Here is a 24,039-nt window from a genome sequence, read left to right on the forward strand (position 1 = left end):
AAAAAAGAGTTCGGATAAAATCCGGACTCTTTTTTTAATGTTGTTCTACTGGCTCGTTTGGAATTGTAGCTGAAATTGCTAGTACAAATACCGCAAGAACAACTGAGAAAATAGACGCTTGGTTAAAATCGTATGTACCGCCAGTCATAGAGCCGATTACGTAGCTCATCATATGTACAAGCGCGAACGACCAAATTAATGCCCAAATGAAACGCATATTTTACACCTCTATTCGTTCAATCTGTCCTTATTGTAACACAATTGAAAAAAGAATATAGAAAAATATTTGTAGATTTTTCAACGCAAATTTGCATTCCGTTCATACATTATAGAAGAGTACTTTTATACGTTTAGAAAATAAGGCGGGGGAAAAATGAGTATTACGGAACGTTTTTTTTATTTAGAAAAAGAACCATGTGTCATTTATTTACCGGAGAAGCCAAATGGATTTTCTGTTATGCTTCTCGGTGATTATAACTACTTTATTGAGAATGGTACAAGTTTATGGACACAGCATGCAGGTAGATCTTATTTTTTACATGGCCTTATTGAGGAAGGCTACACGGTCTTTTCCTCTAATTTATACGGAAGACATTGGGGAAACGACCAATCTGTTCGTCTAGCAAAACGTTTATATGATGTTGTTTTGAGAAAAGAGACATTAAATGCGAAAATGCACATTATGGCAGATGGTATGGGTGCACTTGTAGCACTTGAAATGATGAACAAATACCCTGAATGTATACGCTCTGTCGTTATGTTAAATCCGTGTTTAGATTTACCAGAATATGTGGAGTTTGAAAAAGAGCATAAGTTTTTTTACAAAAGATTAGTGAAGGAATTAAGTTTGGCGTATGATTCCAAAGAAGAAGAATTAGAATCCAAAATAAATAAGAAATCATTTACGCTTCTTCCGTCTTGTGTACCTGTTAAAGTTTTCGTATCAACACAAGAAAAAAGAGGAAGAAAACAGTTGTTACGTAAATATGAGAAAATGAGGCAATTCAATCAATGCGATACTTCTGTCTTATTCCATCTGCAAGATGTGAAATATAAAATGGTTAGGCAAACGACTGATTTCTTTAAAAAATATGAAGAAGAATTGTGAAGCTCCCATATACATAAATGAGGAGCTATTTGTTTCAAGGAGAAAGGGTTGGTGGTATGGAGCGCGTGCTAATTATAGGTGCACTTACGTTTGTAGGTTATCACCTTGTGAATAAAATGATTGCAGAAGAAGTAGAAGTGTACGGTCTTGATTTTGATGAATTCGAGAATATGACAAAAATTAATGAAGAGAAGTTATTGTTGATTGGACGAAATGCGTTATTTACGTATTATTCGATAAGAGATGAAGATGGATGGAGATCAGTAGAAGGAGAGAAGTTCGATACGGTTTACTTTTGCTTGTATGAGCCAAATCAACAAAGTGGTTTTCGGAATGAAAGAGTTATATTACAGTATTTAAAGCGGATTATAAGACTGTGTGCAGAACAGAAAGTGAAGTTAAATCTAATTTCTTCTATTGAAGTAGAAAACGCAGATGAATCTGAAAATAAACGTTTATTTTCGAAAGTGGAAGAAGGATTGAAAAAAGGAGAGGCACCATATAGTGTATTTCGAGTTCCAACATTATATGGGCCATGGCAACCATCTTTTATGATGTATCATCAGCTCATTTTATCAGAATTGGATGAGAAAGAGTGCCATTATGCGAGTGAGGAAAACGGAAGTGATCTATTGTACGTGGAAGATGTATGTGAATACTTATGGGAAAATGGAATGAACGAGGAGCATCTCGGCATATACAATTTACTTAGTGGTAAAAAGTCATTATGGAAAAAAGGTATGAACCTTTTACGTGCAGCGGATAAAGTGAATAAAAAGAATGAGGAAGAACGAAATGATGCTGTCGAGGTTATTTCGATAAAAAGAAATACCCCGTTAGAATACGGTTTAAATAAACAATTGGCACATATGAAAAAATATAAAGAGTTATACGAAGGATAGCGAGCGTGTTACACTATGTATGTGAAAGTTTTAATGGAGAGGAAGAACATAATATGAATGAGAAAAGCATGCAATTTTTACAAATCGCAATGAAGCATTTACCAGAAGCAAAGGCCATCTTAGATTCGAATGGAATTGCGCTTGATATGGAGAAAGCACAACCAGTATTAGAGTTATTGATGAAAGTTATGAACGAAGCATATGAGCTTGGGAAAGCAGAAAAAGAATAAAAAGCATCTTTTTAGATGGAAGAGAGGCTCGAACCGTGGATAGAAGCGGTTCGGGCCTTTTTATATTTCAAAAGAAACAGGAAAGGTATGTTTCTGTTTCTTTTAATAAACAATAAAGTGAATAATGCTGGATTTATGGTTTAGCTGAAATATATTCTAGACAAAAATACATTTATGTTTTAAAATTAGTACCAAGTCATAATAATTGATATAAAACGGAGGGCTGCGATGTGAACGTGGGCATTTTAGGGATCGGAAGATATGTGCCAGAAAAAGTAGTCACAAATCACGATTTAGAGAAAATCGTAGATACATCTGATGAATGGATTCGTACGAGAACGGGAATTGCAGAAAGACGCATTGCCGATGATACAATAGATACTTCATATATGGCGGTAGAGGCTTCTAAAAAAGCACTTGAAGATGCCGGGATTAGCGGAGAGGATATCGATCTGATTTTAGTGGCAACAGTAACACCAGATCGCGCATTCCCAGCAGTAGCTTGTGTCATTCAAGAAGCCATTGGCGCAAAACACGCAGCCGCAATGGATTTAAGTGCAGCGTGTGCTGGTTTTATGTACGGAATGATTACAGCGCAGCAATTTATTCAAACGGGAACTTATAAAAATGTATTAGTAGTTGGTAGTGATAAACTATCTAAAATTGTAGACTGGAATGATCGAAATACAGCAGTACTATTTGGAGACGGAGCTGGTGCAATCGTAATGGGGGCTGTTTCAGAAGGAAGAGGCGTTCTATCTTTCGAATTAGGAGCAGACGGAAGCGGCGGTAAGCATCTTTATCAAGACGAGTATGTTATGATGAACGGCAGAGAAGTCTTTAAATTTGCTGTTCGCCAACTTGGTGATTCCTGTCTTCGCGTGTTAGAAAAAGCGGGACTTACGAAAGAGGATGTGGATTTTTTAGTACCACATCAAGCGAATATTCGTATTATGGAATCTGCAAGAGAGAGATTAAATTTACCACAAGAAAAAATGAGTATGACAATTGAAAAGTTTGGTAATACATCAGCTTCTTCAATTCCAATTGCAATGGTAGAGGAATTGCAAAATGGACGTATTCAAGATGGTGATTTAATTATACTTGTTGGTTTCGGCGGCGGATTAACATGGGGAGCAGTTGCTCTTCGTTGGGGTAAATAAGGACTGAGAGAAAAAAAGGAGTGTATTTTGTATGGAGAAAAAGAGGGTCGTAATTACAGGACTAGGAGCTGTTACACCGATCGGAACAGATGTTGAAACAGCGTGGGAAAACATTAAAAAGGGTGTATCTGGAATCGGACGACTTACAAGAATTGATCCGGAACTGTTTCCAGCAAAAGTAGCAGCAGAAATTAACGACTTTGAAGTCGAGAAATATATTGATAAAAAAGAAGCGCGCCGTATGGATCGCTTTACACAATATGCAGTAGCAGCAGCGAAAATGGCAGTTGCAGATGCAAAGCTTGAAATTACAGAAGAAAACGGACCTCGAATTGGTGTATGGATTGGTTCTGGTATTGGCGGTATGGAAACATACGAAGAACAATTTAAGATTTTTACTGAGAAAGGTCCGCGCCGCGTGAGCCCATTCTTCGTACCGATGATGATTCCAGATATGGCAGCAGGTCAAGTATCGATCGCAACAGGAGCAAAAGGAATTAACACTTGTTCTGTAACGGCTTGTGCATCTGGTGCAAACTCAATTGGTGATGCATTTAAAGCAATTCAGCGTGGTGATGCTGATGCGATGATAACAGGCGGAGCTGAAGCGCCGTTAACAAGTATGGCATTTGCAGGATTTAGTTCAGCGAAAGCATTAACATTTAATGAAGATCCAGCAACAGCTTGCCGTCCGTTTGATAAAAACCGTAGTGGTTTCGTAATGGGTGAAGGTTCAGGTATTTTAATTCTTGAAGAATTAGAGCACGCATTAGCTCGTGGTGCTCACATTTATGCGGAAATCGCTGGTTACGGTGCAACTGGTGATGCATTCCATATTACAATGCCGGCTCCTGGCGGTGAAGGCGGCGTGCGTGCAATGCGTCAAGCTTTAGCAGATGCAGGTCTACAGCCAGAAGATATTGATTACATTAATGCGCACGGTACAAGTACGGATGCGAATGAAAAGTATGAAACGATGGCAATTAAAGAAACGTTCGGTGAGCATGCGTACAAAGTAGCAATTAGCTCAACGAAATCAATGACAGGTCACTTATTAGGAGCAGCTGGTGCTGTTGAAGCGATCTTCTCAATTAAATCAATTACAGACGGAGTAATCCCTCCAACAATTAACTATGAAACACCAGATCCAGAATGTGACTTAGATTACGTACCGAATAAAGCGAGACAACAAGAAGTAAATGCAGTATTAAGTAACTCACTAGGATTCGGTGGTCATAACGCAGTATTAGTATTTAAATCGTATAAATAATAGATGAGATAAGGAGTTTTTTCGCACTATATTGCGAAAAAACTCCTTATTTATTTTTACGCCTTTTTCTCCTTTTGCATATACATAAGAAAAAGGAGGGATAAAGATGGGGATTGTTGAAACTGCTGAGTGGTTACATCTATATTATGGACGGCCAGAAAAGCTGTGTGAGAAGTTTACGAAGTATATCCCGCTGCCAAAAGAAAGATTGTATCGCTTTTTAATTTCTAAAGGTATGTACCGCCCAGTTATACGGGGAGAACAAGAAGTTAAAGAGTTAGAGAAAAAGGAAGTTTGGAAAGAGTTACGTACGGAGTATGAGAAACTAAAAAATTGGTTAAAAGGTCCGGATGTCCCTGTCTTTATTTTATTATCAGATTCATATAATCGAACTATACAAGAAGAGTATAACGGTAGAGCTGGATTATCTATGCGTCACGTTATTTTCTTATTCGTATGTGGACGGAATTCGGTGGAAGAATTAAAGGTGTTATTGGCGCATGAATATCATCACATATGCAGGTTACATCAAATTGAGACGAAAGAAACAGAATATACATTACTTGATACGATGATTATGGAAGGGCTAGCTGAGCAAGCGGTAACGGAAAGATATTCAGAAAAAAACAATGCACCGTGGACGACGTATCTTTCAAAAGAAGAGGCTATTTATTATTGGAAAAATGTTGTACATGAAAGAATAAGTATAAAACGAGGAACAAGGGAGCACGACATCTTATTAAATGGATTTCACTCTTATCCGAAGATGCTTGGTTATGCGCTTGGATTTCATATTGTCAAAGATTGTGTAACATTGGAAGGAGAAGATACACTTTCTTTATTATCTATAGATGCAAAAGAAATATTGAATAAAGCAAATACATTTCATATATAAAAAACAGGAGCTCTATTTCCTGTTTTTTTTAGTATTAATAGAAGAAAAAATAATAATTAGAATATATTTCCTTAGGTGGAATAAAGTTAAGAAAAATTGAACATAATGATTGATACAAACAGTAGTGAAGTGAGGGGTAGTGAATGTTATATCTACATGATGTATGGGTAAATTGGTTTGAAGGTGAAGAGAATGGGTATAACGTTTGTCATTTTTACGAATGGCGGAAAGATGATACGATTGAGCTATTAGATCAAGTGCCATTATTAAAAGTAGATGCCACATTATATCATTACATCGAGGACGAATTGTTAGAGCTTCCGCAAAAATTGTTGGAAGACGTACATCATAAGGCATATATTCGTAAAAATCATGAACGTTTGCAGCAGGAGTATTGCTTTGTTGTTACAGATGGAAAAGGAATTATTGCGATCGACACAATTGGTTACAATGTACCAATTCGAAAGAGCAGACTTATACCGCGCCAAGAGCAGATGGTATATGAGATGGTAGAAAATGTACAAGCAGAAAAGTATGAGTTCCAAGTAGAAGAAATGGAAAAAGAACATCATATTTTATCACCATCACCTTTCATTATGAATGGCTTAACTCGTAAAGAAAGACAGCTGAAACAATTATTATTTATGGCGTTAGATCAATTACATACAACGAAAAACACAGCAGAAATTCGCTATTGGTTCACAGAGTGGGATCCATCAGCATACGGAATGGTTCAACATATGGAATTTGAAGATATTTGGGCTAAACTGTATGATGAAGCGAAAACAGGCTGGTCTGAGAAGCACGAACAATTATGCGAGCGTCTCGTAAAAGGACAGCCATTTTTTGAAAAGTTATGGGAAATGGAAAACGAGCAAAAGGTAAATTAAAAAACCGCCAATTGGCGGTTTTTTAATTTGTTGTAACTTAGCTCCGGCGGCAAGAATGTTCGGTGACTTCGCGCCTTCCTGCGAGGCAAAAAACGCCTCTACGTCAGGAGCTCCATCCCCCTCACATTCTAAGCGAGCCGTTTCCGCTTTTTAAGAAATCCAGCTCCAGCGGCAAGAATGTTCGGTGGCTTCGCGCCTTCCTACGAGGCAAAAAGCGCCTCTACGTCAGGAGCTCCATCCCCCTCACATTCTAAGCGAGCCGCTTCCGCTTTTTACATTACCTACGTTTTCTACTTAGTCCCATTGCGTTTTCTACTTTGCGTAGTTGTTTGAATGCAACGCGGTTTGCTTTTTCTGCACCTTTGTCTAGAATTTCGTCTAGTTCTGGTGAGTTGATTAGTTCGTTATATTTGTCTTGGATTGGACGAATTGCTTCTACGACTACCTGTGCTAGGTCGCCTTTGAAGTCGCCGTATCCTTTTCCTTCGTACATTGCTTCGATTTCTTCAACTGTTTTTCCAGAGAATGAAGAGTAGATTGTTAATAAGTTAGAGATGCCAGGTTTGTTTTCTTTATCAAATTTCACGATACCTTCAGAATCAGTTACAGCACTTTTAATTTTCTTTTCAATTGTTTTTGGTTCATCAAGCATACTGATCATTGCTTTTGGATTCGGATCAGATTTGCTCATTTTTTTCGTAGGTTCTGTTAATGACATAACGCGAGCTCCTACTTTTGGAATACGAATTTCAGGGACAGTGAACACTTCACGGAAGCGTTTGTTGAAACGCTCTGCTAGGTCGCGTGTTAATTCCATATGTTGTTTTTGATCATCACCAACAGGTACGATTTCAGTGTTGTAAAGTAAAATATCAGCAGCCATTAATGGTGGATACGTTAGTAATCCAGCTGGAACTGAATCTCTACCAGAAGATTTATCTTTATATTGCGTCATACGCTCTAATTCTCCAACGTAAGCAACTGATTGCATAATCCATCCTAGTTGAGCGTGTGCTGGTACTTCTGATTGTACAAATAAAGTAGCTTTTTCAGGATCGATGCCACATGCTACATAAAGTGCAGCAAGACTGCGAATGTTTTTACGAAGTTGTACGGGATCTTGAGGTACTGTAATCGCATGTTGGTTTACAATACAGAAATAACAGTCGTGTTCATTTTGAAGCTCTGTAAATTGCTTCATAGCTCCTAAATAGTTTCCAAGTGTAATCGTTCCACTCGGCTGAATACCAGAAAAGATAACTGACATAAGTAATTCCTCCTAAATTTGAATGCGTGATGGGGAAGAGAAGGCAAACAAAAAAGCCCATTCATCCCAAAAACTATAGGGACGAATGGACCGCGGTACCACCCTAATTATTTCACTACTGTGAAATCTCTCTAATCCATAATAACGTTTGGATATAACGCCAAAGCCTACTACTTTCGGTTCGGTTTGGTGCTCAAAAGCCCATTCCATACTGCGCAATTACTTGTTCACACCAGCCACAAGCTCTCTGAAATTGCCTCAATATGTACTCTTCTTTATCATCGCATACATATAAATTTATTTATTGTTACCTAAGCTCTTTTAATATGAAAGAACTAAAGTTTTATAACAAAATGTTTTGCTGATTATTATATCATATGGGATAGTGTTTGCAAACTACATCAAAATAGTAAAACTAATGAGGGTCGAGAACAACCCAAGAACGATACCGGTAATGCAAATTGGATACGTCCATTTGAATGAATATGTTTTATAAATACGTTCTTTCTTATCGGCAGGTTCCTCTACTTCTTCAATTAAAGACTCAATTTTTTTGTTCGTACCAAATACTCTTTGGAAGGCGTAAATTGTTACGTTAAAAAATCCATTTTGAAATATGAATAAAAAACCGCCTATAAGAATAAAAAATAGTGCGACATAAAACGATATATTGACAAAATTCAACAAAAATTGCGATGAAACGAGGAATGCGCCAATACTAGAAGCGATTATCGCTATGGAAATTAGTATACAAGTATGAAAAAAAACTTTATTCAAAATGTTCCCCTCCGTCAAAATATTACTAGAATTATTATACTATAAAAGCTATAATATGTACTAGAATTAATTTTTTGAAAATTATACGCAATTAAAGGTCTGATTTCAAGATGATGGTAGCAATGTTAACGTATCCCTTTACAAAAAAATAAAAAAATAAACATTTTATTAAAAATTTTAACAAAAAAACAAAAAACTATATTCACAATTGTTATATTATATGTATAATGAAAATTGTAGAAACTTGGAGATTATTCTTTCAATTCTACATTTTTACAAGTGAGGGTACAGGAAGTGCAATTAGGGGAGGCAACACAACATGAAGAAAAAGATACCGTTATTACTTGCATCGACGTTGACTGTCAGTATGTTAGGAGCTTGTAGTTACCAAAAAGAGGATAATAAAGCAGGCGCAAAAGAAAAATCCTCAAACAAGCAAGTGTTAAATCTAACCGAGACAGCTGAAATCCCAACTATGGATACGACGTTATCAACAGATGCAGCATCTTCTAACATCATGAATAACACAATGGAAGGATTATATCGTCTGGGGAAAGACGATAAGCTTGTTCCAGGTGTCGCTAAATCTTATGAGAAATCAGAAGATGGCAAAAAGTATGTATTTAAGTTACGTGAAGATGCGAAATGGTCTAATGGTGAACCTGTAACAGCGAAAGACTTCGTTTATTCTTGGCGAAGAGCTGTAGATTCAAACACGGGTGCCAAGTTTGCTTACATACTATTTGATGTTAAAAATGCGGAGAAAGTTAACAAAAAAGAATTACCAGTTGAAGAACTTGGTGTAAAGGCAATTGATGATCATACACTTGAAGTGGAATTAGATAACCCTGTTCCTTATTTTGTAAGTTTAACAGTCTATCCAACATTATATCCTTTGAATGAGAAGTTTGTAACAGAACAAGGAGCAAAATTTGGATTAGAATCCAATACGACACTTTATAATGGTCCATTCGTATTAAATGAATGGAAGCATGAACAAAGTTTCCAACTTAAGAAAAATCCAACGTATTGGGAAAATAAAGAAGTAAAACTTGAGGAAATAAACTTCAATATTGTTAAGGATCGTTCAACTGCTATAAATTTATATGAAACGAAAGCCATTGATCGTGTAGTCTTAACATCAGAGTTTGTAGACAAATACAAATCAGATGCTGACTTTAAAACGATTAAGAGACCATCTACACAATTTATTCGCTTAAATGAAAAGAATAAATTTTTAGCAAATAAAAATATCCGAAAAGCAATTGCAATGTCCTTTGAGCGTGAAAATATCGGGAAAGTTATCTTAAACGATGGTTCAGAGGGGATATATGGTTTTGTTCCGAAAGGCTTAGCAAAAGGTCCGAATGGAAAAGACTTCCGTGAAGAAAACGGAAAGCTTATCAAAGAGGATATTAAAGAAGCTCAAAAATACTGGGAAGCTGGTAAAAAAGAACTTGGTGTAGACAAAGTAGAGTTAGAGCTATTAAACTTTGATACTGATGATGCTAAAAAAATCGGAGAGTATTTAAAAGGCCAATTTGAAAAGAACTTACCAGGTTTAACAGTTTCAACAAAAATGCAGCCATTTGCACAAAAATTAAAACTTGAAGCAAGTGGAGATTACGCAATATCATACGCGGGATGGAGTCCAGATTATATGGATCCAATGTCATTCCTTGAAATGTATACGACAGGTAATGCGCAAAACAAAGTAAATTACGCAAATGCAGCGTATGATGATTTAATTAAAAAAGCGAAAACAGAAGTTGATGTACAAGCTCGCTGGGATGCTTTATTACAAGCAGAAAAACAACTGCTTGAAGATGCAGCGATTGCTCCAGTATATCAACCAGGAAAAGCTTATTTACAACGTGGCTCAATTACTGGCCTATTAGAACATAAATATGGCGGAGAATTTAGCTATAAGTGGGTTGAACTAAAAAACTAAAAATGGTTTCCATCATGAATAAGGGTATATGCCTATGATGGGCATATGCTCTTATTTTAAAAAAATAAAAGTAAGAATATTTTAAACTATCTTATTGCTTTTGAGAAAAACGGGGAGGTGCTTGACTATGGGACGTTATGTATTAAAACGTTTCGTGTACATGGCTTTGACATTATTTTTAATTACTACACTGACTTTCTTTTTGATGAAATTACTTCCGGGTTCTCCGCTTAAAAACCAGGAGAAACTATCACCGGCACAAAAAGAAATCATTCTTGAAAAATATGGCTTAAATGATCCAGTACCAGTTCAATATGCACGTTACTTAGGTAACTTAGCAAAAGGTGATTTAGGGGTATCATTCCAATATGATAACCGTCCAGTAACAGATATGATTGTGGATCGCATTGGACCATCAGCACAACTTGGTTTACAAGCGATTATATTAGGAACATTTATCGGTTTAATTTTAGGAATCGTTGCGGCACTTCGTAACAATACGTGGGTCGATTATGGGGCGACAATTATTTCCGTACTCGGGATGTCGGTACCATCGTTCGTATTCGCCGCATTACTACAATATTTCGTAGGGGTAAAACTTGGGTGGTTCCCAGTAGCATTCTGGAAAGGACCAGAGTTTACCGTAATGCCTACAATCGCTTTATCGATGGCAGTTATCGCAACAATCGCACGTTTTGCTCGTGCAGAGTTAATTGAAGTTATGCAAGCTGATTACATTTTAACAGCGAAAGCGAAAGGAATTAGCCAAGGTGTTATCATTATTAAACACGCACTTCGTAACGCGTTAATTCCAGTAGTAACAATTTTAGGACCAATGGTTGCAGGTTTAATTACAGGGACATTAGTTATTGAGCAAATTTATGCTGTACCAGGACTAGGGGAACAGTTCGTTAAATCTATTACAGTGAATGACTATACAGTTATTATGGGAACTACAATTTTCTATAGTGCGATTTTCATCTTAGTTATTTTCATTGTCGATATTTTATACGGAATTATTGATCCTCGTATTCGTTTAGCGGGAGGGAAAAAATGATGAAAGATGTACAAAAATTATCTCCAGATTTATTTCAACAAGCCAATCAAAATAATGTTGATAATGAAGTCATTGCCCGTCCAAGCTTAACGTTTTGGCAAGATGTAAGAAGACGTTTGTTCCAACATAAAGGAGCAATGTTCGGTTTCGTTTTATTAGCGCTTATTATATTACTAGCAATCTTAGGACCGATGGTAAGTAAGCATTCTTATAAAGAGCAAGACTTAGGTCGTGCGAAATTACCACCGAAAATTCCTGTTATTGAAAATGTTCATTGGCTACCATTTGACGGTACGGATCAATATGGTGTTGACCAATATGAAAAACGTGATATTAAAGAGTATTTCTGGTTTGGTACAGATGATCTTGGCCGCGATTTATGGACAAGAACATGGGAAGGTACGCGTGTATCATTATATATCGCTCTTTTAGCAGCGGCGATTGACTTAGTAATTGGGGTTGCTTATGGAGGTATTTCAGCGTTCTATGGCGGTAGAGTAGATAATATTATGCAACGTGTTATGGAGATTATTAACGGTATTCCATACTTAATCATCGTTATTTTAATGGTAATCATTATGGGATCTGGTATATGGTCAATTACACTAGCAATGGCGATTACAGGTTGGATAGGGATGTCACGTATCGTTCGTGGACAAATCCTGAAATTAAAAAATCAAGAATATGTATTAGCATCTCGTACATTAGGTGCAACAAATACACAATTAATTGTAAAACACTTAATTCCGAACGTAATGGGACCAATTATCGTAATGACAATGTTTACAATTCCAACAGCAGTGTTTGGTGAGGCGTTCTTAAGCTTCATCGGTTTAGGTATTCAGCCACCATTCGCATCACTTGGTTCTCTTGTAAACGATGGTTATAAATCAATTCAAACGTATCCACATATGATGTTCATCCCAGCGGTTGTCATCAGTATGTTAATCTTAGCATTCAACTTAATGGCAGACGGATTACGCGACGCGTTAGATCCAAAAATGCGTAAGTAAAAGAGGGGAGAAGTAAAAATGAAAACATTGCTAGAGGTAAAAGATTTGCAAGTCTCCTTTGATACACATGCAGGTGAAGTACAAGCTGTACGCGGTGTTACTTTTGATTTGAAAAAAGGAGAAACATTAGCGATTGTAGGAGAATCTGGTTCTGGTAAATCAGTTACTTCTAAAGCGTTAATGGGATTAATTCCGAATCCTCCAGGGCGTATTAAAAACGGTGAAATCGTATTTGAAGGTCGTGACTTAACGAAACTGACAGAAAAAGAAATGCAGCAAGTGCGCGGGAAAGATATCGCGATGATTTTCCAAGATCCAATGACATCATTAAATCCAACGATGACAATTGGGAATCAAATTATGGAAGGTCTTATTAAACACCAAGGGATGAGTAAAGCAGACGCACGTAAAGTTGCGTTAGAATTAATCGACCTTGTAGGTATTCCGAATCCAGAAGCGCGTTTAAAACAATATCCTCACCAATTCTCAGGTGGTATGAGACAGCGTGTAGTTATTGCGATGGCGTTAGCTTGTAACCCGAAATTATTAATTGCCGATGAGCCGACAACAGCGCTAGACGTTACAATTCAGGCGCAAATTTTAGAGCTTATGAAGGACATTCAGCAAAAAACAGAAGCGGCAATCATTTTCATTACACATGACTTAGGTGTAGTGGCAAACGTTGCGGACCGCGTAGCAGTTATGTACGCAGGTAAAGTTGTTGAAATTGGAACGGTTGATGAAATTTTCTACAATCCAAAACATCCATACACTTGGGGCTTAATCGCATCTATGCCAAGTTTAGATGGTTCAGAAGAAGAGTTATACGCAATCCCTGGAACGCCTCCAGATTTATTAAAGCCGCCAAAGGGAGATGCTTTTGCACCACGTAATCCACAGGCATTGAAAATTGATTTTGAAATGGACCCACCTTTATTTAAAGTAAGTGATACACACTATGCGGCAACTTGGTTACTTCACGAGCAAGCTCCAGAAGTAAAACCACCGGCAGTCGTTGAAAAACGCATTCTTCAAATGAAAGCAGGTGAACAACATGACTAAACAACGTGAGAAATTAATTGAAGTAAAAAATGTAAAACAGCACTTCGACGTGAGTGGTGGTGTTGTCAAAGCGGTTAATGATATTTCATTTGATATTTACCGCGGAGAAACATTTGGTCTTGTAGGAGAATCAGGTTGTGGTAAATCGACAACTGGAAGAACGATTATTCGTTTATATGATGCAACTGCTGGTGAAGTGTTGTTCGATGGTGAAAATGTACATGGTAAAAAATCACGTGCAGAGCTGAAGAAATTCAACCGTAAAATGCAAATGATTTTCCAAGATCCATATGCATCATTAAACCCTCGTATGACAGTAGGGGATATTATTGCAGAAGGTATTGATATTCACGGACTAGCAAAAGGTAAAAAAGAGCGTATGGACCGTGTTCATGAATTATTAATCACAGTTGGTTTAAATAAAGAGCACGCAAACCGTTTCCCGCATGAATTCTCAGGTGGACAACGTCAACGTATCGGTATCGCCCGCGCACTTGCTGTAGAGCCTGAATTTATCATTGCCGATGAGCCAATCTCAGCACTTGACGTATCAATCCAGGCGCAAGTTGTAAACTTACTGAAAAAGTTACAAAAGGAAAAAGGTTTAACATACTTATTCATTGCCCATGATTTATCAATGGTAAAATACATTAGTGATCGCATCGGCGTAATGTACCGTGGTCAAATCGTTGAGCTAACAACAAGTGAAGAGTTATATGCGAATCCAATTCATCCATATACTAAATCACTATTATCAGCAATTCCGCTTCCAGATCCAGATTATGAGCGCAATCGTAAACGTATCGTATACGATCCATCTCAGCATGATTATGCTAGTGAAGCACCAACAATGCGTGAAATTCGCCCAGGACATTTCGTATTATGTTCTGAAGCAGAGTATAAGAAATATAAAGAGATTTATCAATAAGAAAAAGAGCCATTCTTCCGCTACAGAAGGATGGCTCTTTTTCTATTCTATAAACAGTTGTATTGTTAACATTTGTCGGTAAGTGAATATAAATGTTATTTTCCGATGAATGCATTTTAATTAAACGAGTATTACTGTGCCTGAACAGAAACACACTCCTCTTGTTCTTCAGGTTTAACGAGTGCATAACGTTCCCACGCTCTACTTTTCCAGCGGAAGAACATAATGATGGCACGTGTCCATTCATCAATAGCAATCGCTAGCCAAATACCAACGAGCCCCATATCTAAATGGAAGGCGAAAAAGTAGCCGAGTGGTAAACTCATTAACACCATAGAGAATGCACCGATTAAAACGGGGTACTTTGCATCACCAGCTGCGCGAAGTGAATTGATAATGACGATGTTCATCGTACGTCCCGTTTCAAGTAGTACACTTAGTAAAAGAACTGATGCACCTAACGTAATAATGTGCGGATTATCTGTAAATAGTCCCATTAATTGTGTACGGAATGTAACGACGAGAGCGACCATACATAAAGTGACGCCAATTGCCCATTTTACACTTTTCCATACGCGTTCATACGCTTCATCTTTTTCACCACCGCCAACGAGGCGCCCGATAATAATTGCTGTTCCCATACCGATTGCAATAGCGAATAAATAAGTGAACATAGAAATATTCGTAGCGTATTGTCTAGCCGCTAATGATTCCGTTCCTAAGTACGTTGCATAATACAGAAAGACAATTTGGCAAGCTTGATACATAACTTGCTCAAATGCAGAGGGAATCCCAATTTTTAAAATTTTCCCGATGTATTCTTTTGATAAGGTGAAGTAATATTGTATTTTCACACGGTATTCCATAACGCGGTACAGTAACCAGAAGAAAACGATAAGAGCGATTAATCTGCTGACAGCAGAAGAAATGGCAGCCCCTTGTACACCGAGTTCTGGGAAACCAAATTTCCCGAAAATGAGTACGTAGTTTCCAGCGATATGAATAATATTCATTCCAAGTGAAATAAACATCGCTTGCTTTGTGAAGCCGTGTACGCGGATAATTGCGGCTAATGAATTAATAATAGCTTGAAGGAAAATAGCTCCCCCGACGATGGATAAATAGTTTTGTGCATACATGAGTACATCGCCTTGTAAGTTCATTGCCATCATCATATGTTTTGAAAATAAAAGAAAACCAGCGCTTATAACGAGTCCGACCACTAAATTTAATGTGACGGCTAAAGCTGATATTTTAGATGCTTCCATAAAACGTTTGGAACCGAGGTATTGAGATACGACGATAGCTGCGCCGTTCCCGATGACTTCTAGTACCAAAATAGCGATATGGAGATATTGATTCGCTGCACCAACCCCAGATACAGCATCGTCTGATAATGCACTTAACATGAAAGTATCAGCGATCCCCATTAACATAAATAGAAAAACTTCTAGAAAAATAGGCCATGTTAATAAGAATAAACTTAATTTCTCTGTTGGCCCGTTTTTTGCCTGAATTGCTGTCATGTCCGTCCCCTCTTTACCGATATCTATTTTTAGCAAGGTGTATCGTAACATACTTTCTTATCCTTTGCACCCATTTGAGCCTACATATTTTTAATATGAAGGGCCTGCAATTTTATGTTAAAAAGAGAAGGATAATTATGCACAAATTATTATGAAATATAAAATTTATTTTTCTCTGATAATTTAGAAAAATATAAAAATAGTTATTATCGACACTTTAGCGAGGGGAAATAGTAATATAAAACGTTTACATGGATACATTTTTTAACAGAAAATTTTAATAAAATAGAAATATAAATATACAAAAAATATATTTGTGTGTATAATATGAATTATTAGAACATATATATATTTCTTTCTGTTTGGAAATGAAAGGGCTAACATTTTTTGGAGGGTGGAAGTATGAAAAAAAAGATACCAGTTTTTGTAGCATCAACAGTAGCAATGAGCATGATGTTAGGGGCATGTAGCTATCAAAAAGATGAACCGCAAGCGAACGCAAAAGGGGATAGCGGGAAAAGCGGTGCGAAGCAAGTTATTAATCTAACAGAAGTGTCTGAAATTCCGACAATGGATACAACACTTGCCTCGGATGCTGCTTCTTCAAAAGTTATGAATAATACAATGGAAGGGCTATATCGACTTGGGAAAGGCGATAAGTTAGTTCCAGGTGTAGCGAAATCCCATACGAAATCTGAAGATGGTAAAAAATATACATTTAAATTGCGTGAAGACGCTAAATGGTCGAATGGTGATCCTGTAACAGCAAAAGATTTTGTATATGCATGGCAAAGAGCTGTTAACCCGGATACGGCAGCGAAATCAGGATATATTATGTTAGATGTGAAAAATGCAGAGAAAATTAATAAAAGAGAGCTATCACCGGATCAATTAGGTGTAAAAGCGATAGATGATTATACATTAGAAGTTGAATTGGATAACCCAGTTCCATATTTTCTTGATTTAACGGTGTATCCACTATTTTTCCCATTAAATGAGAAGTATATGAAAGAACAGGGAGAAAAATTTGGTTTGGAAGCAAATACAACGTTGTACAACGGTCCATTTGTATTAAATGAATGGAAGCATGAACAAAGTTTCCAACTAAAGAAAAATCCAGGTTATTGGGATCAAAAAGAAGTGAAATTAGAAGAAGTTAATTTTAATGTTGTAAAAGATACAGGAGCAGCTGTTAATTTATATAATACGAATGCGATTGACAGAGTTGGTTTATCAGCGGAATTAGTTGATAAGTATAAAGGGCAAAAAGATTTTAAAACAATTAATGATCCAACTGTGTTCTTCTTGCGTTTTAATCAAAAAAATCCAGCGTTAGCTAACAAAAATATTCGTAAGGCTATTTCTAGTGCATACGATCGAGATGGTATTGGTGAGGTTATTTTAAACAATGGTTCTAAGGGAGCTTATGGTTTAGTACCATCTGATTTTGTTAAGGGACCAGATAAGCAGGATTTCAGAAAAGAAAATGGAAAACTTTCAAAAGTAGATGTGAAGGAAGCTAAAAAATTCTGGGAAGCAGGAAAGAAAGAATTAGGTAAGGATAAAATAGAACTAGAATTTTTAAACTTTGATAATGAAGAATCTAAGAAAATTGGTGAGTATGTAAAGGGAGAATTAGAAAAGAATTTACCAGGTCTAACAGTAACGATTAAGATGCAACCATTTGCACAAAAATTAAAACTTGAAGATAGTGGACAGTTTGATATTTCATTTACTGGATGGGGACCTGATTTCCCTGATGCAATCACATTCCTTGATATGTTTATAACAGATGGTTCACAAAATAAAATGAGTTATTCTAATGCCCAGTATGATGGCCTTATTAAAAAGGCAAAGCAAGAAGGTTCAGATGTAAAAGGACGTTGGAATGACCTGTTAAAAGCGGAAAAAATCTTATTTGAGGATGCAGCAATTGCACCAGTATTCCAACGAGGTAGATCTATATTAGAAAGAGAAACAATTAAAGATGTATATATCCACAAATATGGCGGCGAATTAAGCTTTAAGTGGGCATCTGTAGAAAAATAAAAAAAGCAGGCTAACCGCCTGCTTTTTTTAATACGTACGTTTCTTATAAATACCTTTCCCGCCAACTTGGTTCCAGCCGGATTGGACATCCAAGCTTTTATTAACAAACTTCATTTTTTCTTTTCCGCCAAAGAGTTTTTCACCAATGCTATTTGTAATGACACCAATCAATGCTGTGATTCCGATGATGAGGGCAGCAACAGTGACAAAATCAATAAAAAAAGCAATCATTTGCAAATTCCCCCTTTGCCTGTCTGTATGTTTATTGTATGAGATAAAAGATAAAAAAGAAAGAAATGTCAGAAAAATAATTGATTTATTTTAGAAATCGTATAGACATGGATGAGGATGTTTGTTAAAATAAGAACAAGTGTTCCTTTTGATTCTCACTTTTATAGTCTTACATTTCTTAATTGATTTATCAAGAAAAGGTAAGAAAACGTTCTCTTTTTTATAGAGAAGATTATGGGGAAATAACTGTATATCACATGAAAAATCTATGACAAGCCAGTATTAAGAGGGTTGAAGGTTATTGTTAAATTACAGCTGAAGTGAGTTTGATCATGTTACATAGCAGTGGAATACACGGAAGAGTTTTCTCAATTAGAAGGAAATTTACTGTATATTTCTTGCAAAATCTATTGTATAATGATTATAGAAGTTACTTATTAAAAGTAATTGTTGTTTGCTCAAAGTTGTTGCTTACATGAAATGAGATTTTTTGCACTTTGTTATAAGACAAGGTATCGTAAAAAATTGCTGAATTTAGAAATTTAAACTGTAATTAGTACAGAATTTGTACTCTTTAAGGAGAGTGAGCTTTGTATGGTAACATTATATAGTTCTCCAAGCTGTACGTCTTGTAGAAAGGCGAAATTATGGCTAGAGGAAAATCATATTCCTTATACAGAACGTAATATTTTCTCAGATCCATTAACGATTGAGGAAATTAAAGAGATTTTACGTATGACAGAAAGCGGAACGGATGAGATTATTTCTACTCGTTCGAAAGTTTTCCAAGAATTAAATGTAAACTTAGAGTCTTTACCACTTCAAGATTTATATAAGATGATTCGTGACTATCCAGGGATTTTACGTCGTCCAATTATGATTGACGAGAAGCGCCTTCAAGTAGGTTACAATGAAGACGAAATCCGCCGTTTCTTACCACGTACAGTAAGAACGTTTCAATTACGTGAAGCACAGCGTCTTGTAAATTAATTATAATAACATGAAAACCTTCTACCTATTATATAGTAGAAGGTTTTTTTTAATGTTTCACATTTCGTAATCGAACTTGTTGCACGATAATACCGATGCATAGAACAGTGAAAATGAATAAGAAAGGCATGCTTGTGGTGAAATTTGGATTATTATGAAAGAACGTTGCAAGCCTGTCTTCATGTGTAACCATTTTTCCTGCTGTATAGGCGAGAATCGCTGCTCCGCAATAAATGAGGAATGGAAAGCGTTCCATAAGTATTAAAATAAGTTTGCTGCCCCAAATAATAATCGGGATAGAAATGAGTAAGCCGATTATTACGAGTAAAAATCTTCCGTGAGCTGCACCTGCAATGGCAATAACGTTGTCAAACCCCATAACGAGATCCGCGAATACAATTGTACGCACAGCTTGAAATAAAGTTGTTTTCCCTTGAATAGCAGAAAGATCGTTGCTATTATCAGTTAGTAAATTTACTGCAATTAATGTAAGTAAAACGCCCCCGATAAGTTGTAGAAATGGAATGTCGAGTAAATAGACAGCTAGTATAGTAAGGATAATTCTTAGTACGATTGCTAAAAGAGTACCAATCAAAATGGCTTTATTTCGTTTCGATTCAGGTAAATTTCGGCTAGCTAGTGCGATGACGATTGCGTTGTCACCACCTAATACAACATCGATACCGACAATCATTAGTACAGATGTTAAAAACTCTAAGTCCATTCGTCTGCCTCCATTTATGATGTTTTAATAAGCGAACTGTATGTATGTGGTGAAGAGAGAGACTAAATAATCTTCTCTAATAAAAGTTTCACTTTATTACAGTGTACGGGGGAGGGTGGAAATGTATGTCCAAATTTTTCATAAGTGAGAAATCGCTATAATGATATATTTGTGTAGGTGGTCGAATGAAGATAGGCATATAACTATTTTTGTAAAATAAATCGATTTTATTTCCATTCTGGAGAATCTTATCATAAAATGAGAGTACAAGAATCTATTGATTTGTCATATGAGTGGGGAATCCCTTCATAACAATTCTAAGCAGGAAGGGAGAGTTGTATTTTGGATATTGAAAGAATTAATGACCATACGATGAAATTTTTTATTACGTACATTGATATAGAGGATAGAGGGTTTAATCGTGAAGAAATTTGGTATGACCGCGAACGAAGTGAAGAGCTCTTTTGGGAGATGATGGACGAAGCACGTGATCATGATGATTTCTTTATCGATGGACCGTTATGGATTCAAGTGCAAGCAGTCGATAAAGGGATTGAAGTACTTGTAACGAGAGCAGAGCTTTCAAAGGATGGACAAAAGCTAGAACTACCAATAGGTGTAGATAAAATTATAGACATTCCTCTAGATGAAGGCATTGAATCATTATTCCAGCAAGAATTAGTGGAAGAGGTAGAAGAACAAGCAGGAACAAACTTTAACGAAGATGGTACGTTTGGCTTTTTAATTAAGTTTAATGATTTTGAAGATGTCATTTCATTAAGCCACCGTCTTATCTTTGAAGATATAAAAGATGAGCTGTATTCATTTGAGAACCGCTATTATGTATATGTGGAATTCGATGAAGTGCTACATGATGAAGAAGAAATTGATCGTATTTTAAGTATTGTTTTAGAATACGGAGAAGAATCAACTTTAACAATTCATCGTGTAAGTGAGTATGGGAAACAAATTGTGAAAGAGCGTGCGCTTGAAACAATTCGCAATAATTTTCCTGCTAAAACGTAGGCCGATTTCTGTAGTATGAAATCGGCTTTTTATATGAAGAATAGGAAAGCTTTCTTAGTAAGGAGGTAAGAGATGAAAAATACATTAAAGTTGATTTTCTTTGTTTTACTATTGTTCGCGTTATTTGTTTCGTTACGTATGTTTATTGATGTAGCATTTTATTCGGATGTAATTGGGATAAAAGATGTTTCGATTTTAGGTATTATTAGTATTTTATTTACGGTATCTGCATTTTTAATTGGCTGCGTTATTTTCTTAGAGAACCGTCATCCGTCTAAAACACTTACATGGCTCATTGTGTTAGGTATTTTTCCGGTATTTGGATTCTTCGCTTATTTATTATTTGGACAGAACTTTCGGAGGAAGAGAATGTTCCAAAAGAAGGCGTTGCTCGATGAACAAGCATTTTTACAATATAAGGGGCATGAAGATTACGAAGAACGGATTTTGCGCAATCATAAGCATCAAGAGCTGTTATTTCGTTTAGCGGACCGCTTAGGCGCTTTAAATATTTCATTTCAAACTGAAACGAGAACATTAACAAATGGAGATGAAACGTTTCAGGCCATTTTAGATGGATTAAAACGAGCGAAACACCACATTCATATGGAATATTACATTGTGCGTGATGATAAGCTTGGAACAGAAATTAAAGATATTTTAATACAGAAATCAAAAGAAGGTGTTGTCGTTCGTTTTTTATATGATGCGGTTGGAAGTTTTAGACTATCGAATTCATATATTGAAGAATTGAATGATGCAGGAGTAGAAATGATTCCGTTTTTCCCTGTGCGCTTTCCGATTTTAAACGATAAGATTAATTATCGAAACCACCGAAAAATCGTTATTATTGATGGAAATGAAGGGTTTGTCGGTGGATTAAATATTGGTGATGAATATTTAGGGAAGGATAAGTATTTCGGTTTTTGGCGAGACACGCATTTATATTTGCGTGGTGAAGCTGTTCAAAGCTTGCAACTTATTTTCCTTCAAGATTGGTTTTATATGACTGGTGAGGCTGTGCTGGCCCCTGAATATTTACAAGCGAAAGCAGTTGAGGGTGATCATTGGGGAGGCGTACAGCTCGTTGCAGGTGGACCAGATAATAAATGGGAAACAATTAAACATTTATACTTTGCCATGATTGCTTCTGCGCGGAAATCAATTTGGATTGCGACGCCGTATTTCATTCCGGATGATGATATTTTATCCGCATTAAAGGTAGCGGCACTTGCTGGTATTGATGTCCGTTTGTTAATGCCGAGTAAGCCTGATAAGCGCACCGTCTTTTACGCATCGAGATCGTACTTCCCAGAGCTTTTAGATGCAGGGGTAAAGATATATGAATACGAAAAAGGCTTTCTCCATAGTAAAGTTGTCATTGTCGATTCTGATTTAGCTTCAATAGGGACTGCTAATATGGATATGAGAAGTTTTCATTTGAACTTTGAAGTAAATGCCTTTTTATATGATACAGACAGCATTCGAAAACTTGTTCAAGATTATAAAGAGGATATAGAAGAATCAAGTGAAATTCATGTCGATCGTTTTCATAAAAGGCGTCTTCATAGACGAATTGTTGAATCGACGTATCGATTATTATCACCTTTATTATAAAAAGAGATGTCCGAAATTGGGACATCTCTTTTTTAAAAGGAATTTGTAATAAATTGTAGAATATAAGGAGCTGAAAGGGTGTGATTCCGATGTTTATCGCCAAAAGAGAAAACGGAGAAAAAATTCATCTGCTCTATCATCATGATGAAGAGCTTTTACATCGTATGCGTAAAATGGAAAGCTTCTTTTGCATAGCTTGCGGGAAGGAAGTGCAAATGAAATTAGGGAAACAAAAAAGTTGGCATTTTGCTCATAAGAAAATGGACGCGTGTCTTGCCTTTTATGAAGCAGAATCTATGTATCATATGCACGGTAAAGAATTGTTATATAGGTGGTTCAAACGTCAAAACTTTCCTGTGTATATAGAGCACTATCTTCCAGAAATTCAGCAACGACCAGATATTTTCATAGAGAGAGCAGGGAGAACAATTGCGATTGAATACCAATGCGCCAATCTCTCTATAGAGCAGCTGTACAAACGAACCTATTCGTATTGGCGAGCTGGTATACAGGTCATTTGGATCATTGGTGGAAATCAATTGAAGAGGCAATCAGCATATTGGATGAAATTCTCCTCACTTATGGCTTTCTCCTTACAATCTTATCCTCAGCCATTTCTTATTTTCTTCTGTTCGAAACAAAAATCATTTATGAAATGCGCGTTTCTCACTTCATTTTCTACAAGCGTCTCTTTCTCACATATTATCTATTTACCAACTGAAACGACTACTTTTGAAATGCTCTTTTCTCCCGTCTCTTTCCGAAAAGAAACATTAGGTGAGGAATGGAAAAAGCGAAAGAGCTATTTTCGGCAAAATGCTCTGCCGATTTGGAATTACAATCATAAGTCACTATTACGCCTCTTATATCAATGTAAATGTACCCCAGCAAATTTTCCTTCTGAAATCGGTGTGCCACTTCCGTCCTCATTTGCTTTTCAAACAAATCCATTTATATGGCAAGCTTTTCTATATATAAAGTGTATAGGTGAGCTTGCGGTAGGGGATTGTATTTCCCTTCAATATGTATGTAGTTATGTGAAAACGTATGTGAAAAGGCGCATGCTCCCGTACTTTTCACGGCATATATGGAAAGTAGCAGTTGCTGAATATATGACATTTTTATGTTATACAGGTGTATTGCAGAAAGTAGGTACTTATAAGTACCGGAAAAAAAGAGAGGTAGTTATGTTAAAAACAGAGGAGGAAGTTATGAAATATGATGAAATTTGCTTAGCGTATGCCTTATCTTTATTTGAGGCAAAGTACAACATGAGAGAAGGAAAAGGGGATATAATAAAGACTGATCGTGAAGGAATTACATAAGAAAAATCGAATTGTATGTAAGTAGAGATATTTAAAGG

General features: G+C 36.4%; 23 protein-coding genes and 1 other annotated feature. Of the genes, 17 read left to right on the plus strand and 6 right to left on the minus strand.

Features of this window, described 5'->3' with window-relative positions; translation table 11 throughout:
- Window positions 1–34: 34 nt before the first annotated feature.
- Entirely contained in the window at window positions 35–217 is a 183-nt protein-coding gene (locus JDS82_RS13850; protein ID WP_001211110.1) for a YjzD family protein, read from the minus strand.
- 156 nt (window positions 218–373) lie between these two features.
- On the opposite strand from JDS82_RS13850, the gene JDS82_RS13855 reads away from it, so the two are divergent.
- The 7 genes from JDS82_RS13855 (at window position 374) to JDS82_RS13885 (ending at window position 6,458) form a co-directional block, all read left to right on the plus strand.
- Window positions 374–1,108, plus strand: a complete 735-nt coding sequence (locus tag JDS82_RS13855) for a lipase family protein (protein ID WP_000028707.1) — start codon at window positions 374–376, stop codon at window positions 1,106–1,108.
- Between the two features lie 29 nt (window positions 1,109–1,137).
- Window positions 1,138–2,010: an NAD-dependent epimerase/dehydratase family protein gene (locus JDS82_RS13860; protein WP_142308254.1), complete on the plus strand. Its 873-nt coding sequence runs from the start codon at window positions 1,138–1,140 to the stop codon at window positions 2,008–2,010.
- A gap of 53 nt (window positions 2,011–2,063) precedes the next feature.
- Complete coding sequence (locus JDS82_RS13865; protein ID WP_048559636.1) at window positions 2,064–2,240, plus strand: ComZ family protein; 177 nt, start codon at window positions 2,064–2,066, stop codon at window positions 2,238–2,240.
- A gap of 230 nt (window positions 2,241–2,470) precedes the next feature.
- Window positions 2,471–3,403 carry a beta-ketoacyl-ACP synthase III gene (gene fabH / locus JDS82_RS13870; protein WP_001100551.1) on the plus strand — a complete coding sequence of 311 codons (933 nt, stop codon included), beginning with the start codon at window positions 2,471–2,473 and terminating at the stop codon, window positions 3,401–3,403.
- A 31-nt stretch (window positions 3,404–3,434) separates the two neighbouring features.
- Entirely contained in the window at window positions 3,435–4,673 is a 1,239-nt protein-coding gene (gene fabF / locus JDS82_RS13875) for a beta-ketoacyl-ACP synthase II (protein WP_000412643.1), read from the plus strand.
- Between the two features lie 106 nt (window positions 4,674–4,779).
- The gene (locus JDS82_RS13880) at window positions 4,780–5,568 is read left to right on the plus strand and encodes a DUF2268 domain-containing putative Zn-dependent protease (protein ID WP_048559569.1); all 789 of its coding nucleotides are present in this window, start codon (window positions 4,780–4,782) and stop codon (window positions 5,566–5,568) included.
- A gap of 143 nt (window positions 5,569–5,711) precedes the next feature.
- Window positions 5,712–6,458 (plus strand): YjbA family protein, encoded by a 747-nt coding sequence (locus JDS82_RS13885; protein ID WP_000966116.1) that lies wholly within the window; start codon window positions 5,712–5,714, stop codon window positions 6,456–6,458.
- Window positions 6,459–6,735: 277 nt separating this feature from the next.
- Here JDS82_RS13885 and trpS read toward each other — a convergent pair whose 3' ends face one another.
- Together trpS and JDS82_RS13895 are read right to left on the minus strand one after the other, a co-directional pair.
- Window positions 6,736–7,725, minus strand: coding sequence for a tryptophan--tRNA ligase (gene trpS, locus JDS82_RS13890; RefSeq protein ID WP_000110999.1), 990 nt, complete (start codon window positions 7,723–7,725; stop codon window positions 6,736–6,738).
- 74 nt (window positions 7,726–7,799) lie between these two features.
- Window positions 7,800–8,016: a binding site (T-box leader), on the minus strand.
- A gap of 105 nt (window positions 8,017–8,121) precedes the next feature.
- Window positions 8,122–8,502, minus strand: a complete 381-nt coding sequence (locus tag JDS82_RS13895; RefSeq protein ID WP_001045005.1) for a DUF3899 domain-containing protein — start codon at window positions 8,500–8,502, stop codon at window positions 8,122–8,124.
- Window positions 8,503–8,821: 319 nt separating this feature from the next.
- Here JDS82_RS13895 and JDS82_RS13900 point away from each other — a divergent pair, with 319 nt between their 5' ends.
- The 5 genes from JDS82_RS13900 to JDS82_RS13920 all read left to right on the plus strand — a co-directional run bounded on the left by JDS82_RS13900 (window position 8,822) and on the right by JDS82_RS13920 (window position 14,513).
- The gene (locus JDS82_RS13900) at window positions 8,822–10,453 is read left to right on the plus strand and encodes a peptide ABC transporter substrate-binding protein (protein WP_199713466.1); all 1,632 of its coding nucleotides are present in this window, start codon (window positions 8,822–8,824) and stop codon (window positions 10,451–10,453) included.
- Between the two features lie 127 nt (window positions 10,454–10,580).
- A complete protein-coding gene (opp3b, locus tag JDS82_RS13905; protein WP_000534165.1) occupies window positions 10,581–11,510 on the plus strand; it encodes an oligopeptide ABC transporter permease in 930 nt (309 codons plus the stop codon).
- Window positions 11,507–12,523: an oligopeptide ABC transporter permease gene (opp3C, locus tag JDS82_RS13910; protein WP_000974096.1), complete on the plus strand. Its 1,017-nt coding sequence runs from the start codon at window positions 11,507–11,509 to the stop codon at window positions 12,521–12,523. Before opp3b ends, opp3C begins: the two co-directional genes overlap by 4 nt.
- Window positions 12,524–12,541: 18 nt before the next feature.
- The gene (locus JDS82_RS13915; protein ID WP_000854346.1) at window positions 12,542–13,585 is read left to right on the plus strand and encodes an ABC transporter ATP-binding protein; all 1,044 of its coding nucleotides are present in this window, start codon (window positions 12,542–12,544) and stop codon (window positions 13,583–13,585) included.
- Window positions 13,578–14,513 (plus strand): ABC transporter ATP-binding protein, encoded by a 936-nt coding sequence (locus tag JDS82_RS13920; RefSeq protein WP_000166340.1) that lies wholly within the window; start codon window positions 13,578–13,580, stop codon window positions 14,511–14,513. The genes JDS82_RS13915 and JDS82_RS13920 overlap by 8 nt, the downstream gene beginning before the upstream one ends.
- Window positions 14,514–14,644: 131 nt before the next feature.
- On the opposite strand, the gene JDS82_RS13925 is transcribed toward JDS82_RS13920, so the two are convergent.
- Window positions 14,645–16,090 carry an MATE family efflux transporter gene (locus JDS82_RS13925; protein ID WP_199713467.1) on the minus strand — a complete coding sequence of 482 codons (1,446 nt, stop codon included), beginning with the start codon at window positions 16,088–16,090 and terminating at the stop codon, window positions 14,645–14,647.
- 351 nt (window positions 16,091–16,441) lie between these two features.
- Here JDS82_RS13925 and JDS82_RS13930 point away from each other — a divergent pair, with 351 nt between their 5' ends.
- Window positions 16,442–18,088: a peptide ABC transporter substrate-binding protein gene (locus tag JDS82_RS13930; protein WP_000727246.1), complete on the plus strand. Its 1,647-nt coding sequence runs from the start codon at window positions 16,442–16,444 to the stop codon at window positions 18,086–18,088.
- A gap of 27 nt (window positions 18,089–18,115) precedes the next feature.
- On the opposite strand, the gene JDS82_RS13935 is transcribed toward JDS82_RS13930, so the two are convergent.
- Window positions 18,116–18,319 (minus strand): hypothetical protein, encoded by a 204-nt coding sequence (locus JDS82_RS13935; protein WP_000559978.1) that lies wholly within the window; start codon window positions 18,317–18,319, stop codon window positions 18,116–18,118.
- 594 nt (window positions 18,320–18,913) lie between these two features.
- On the opposite strand from JDS82_RS13935, the gene spx reads away from it, so the two are divergent.
- The gene (gene spx / locus JDS82_RS13940) at window positions 18,914–19,309 is read left to right on the plus strand and encodes a transcriptional regulator Spx (RefSeq protein WP_000258267.1); all 396 of its coding nucleotides are present in this window, start codon (window positions 18,914–18,916) and stop codon (window positions 19,307–19,309) included.
- A 49-nt stretch (window positions 19,310–19,358) separates the two neighbouring features.
- On the opposite strand, the gene JDS82_RS13945 is transcribed toward spx, so the two are convergent.
- Entirely contained in the window at window positions 19,359–20,033 is a 675-nt protein-coding gene (locus JDS82_RS13945; RefSeq protein WP_000362605.1) for a TerC family protein, read from the minus strand.
- A gap of 342 nt (window positions 20,034–20,375) precedes the next feature.
- Here JDS82_RS13945 and mecA point away from each other — a divergent pair, with 342 nt between their 5' ends.
- The 3 genes from mecA (at window position 20,376) to JDS82_RS13960 (ending at window position 24,001) form a co-directional block, all read left to right on the plus strand.
- A complete protein-coding gene (gene mecA / locus JDS82_RS13950) occupies window positions 20,376–21,059 on the plus strand; it encodes an adaptor protein MecA (protein ID WP_048559561.1) in 684 nt (227 codons plus the stop codon).
- Between the two features lie 72 nt (window positions 21,060–21,131).
- Window positions 21,132–22,676: a cardiolipin synthase gene (locus JDS82_RS13955; protein ID WP_000799207.1), complete on the plus strand. Its 1,545-nt coding sequence runs from the start codon at window positions 21,132–21,134 to the stop codon at window positions 22,674–22,676.
- Between the two features lie 80 nt (window positions 22,677–22,756).
- Window positions 22,757–24,001, plus strand: a complete 1,245-nt coding sequence (locus tag JDS82_RS13960) for a competence protein CoiA family protein (protein WP_199713468.1) — start codon at window positions 22,757–22,759, stop codon at window positions 23,999–24,001.
- The last annotated feature ends 38 nt before the right edge of the window (window positions 24,002–24,039 follow it).

This window comes from Bacillus cereus group sp. N14 (assembly GCF_016483555.1).
Classification (GTDB): domain Bacteria; phylum Bacillota; class Bacilli; order Bacillales; family Bacillaceae_G; genus Bacillus_A; species Bacillus_A wiedmannii.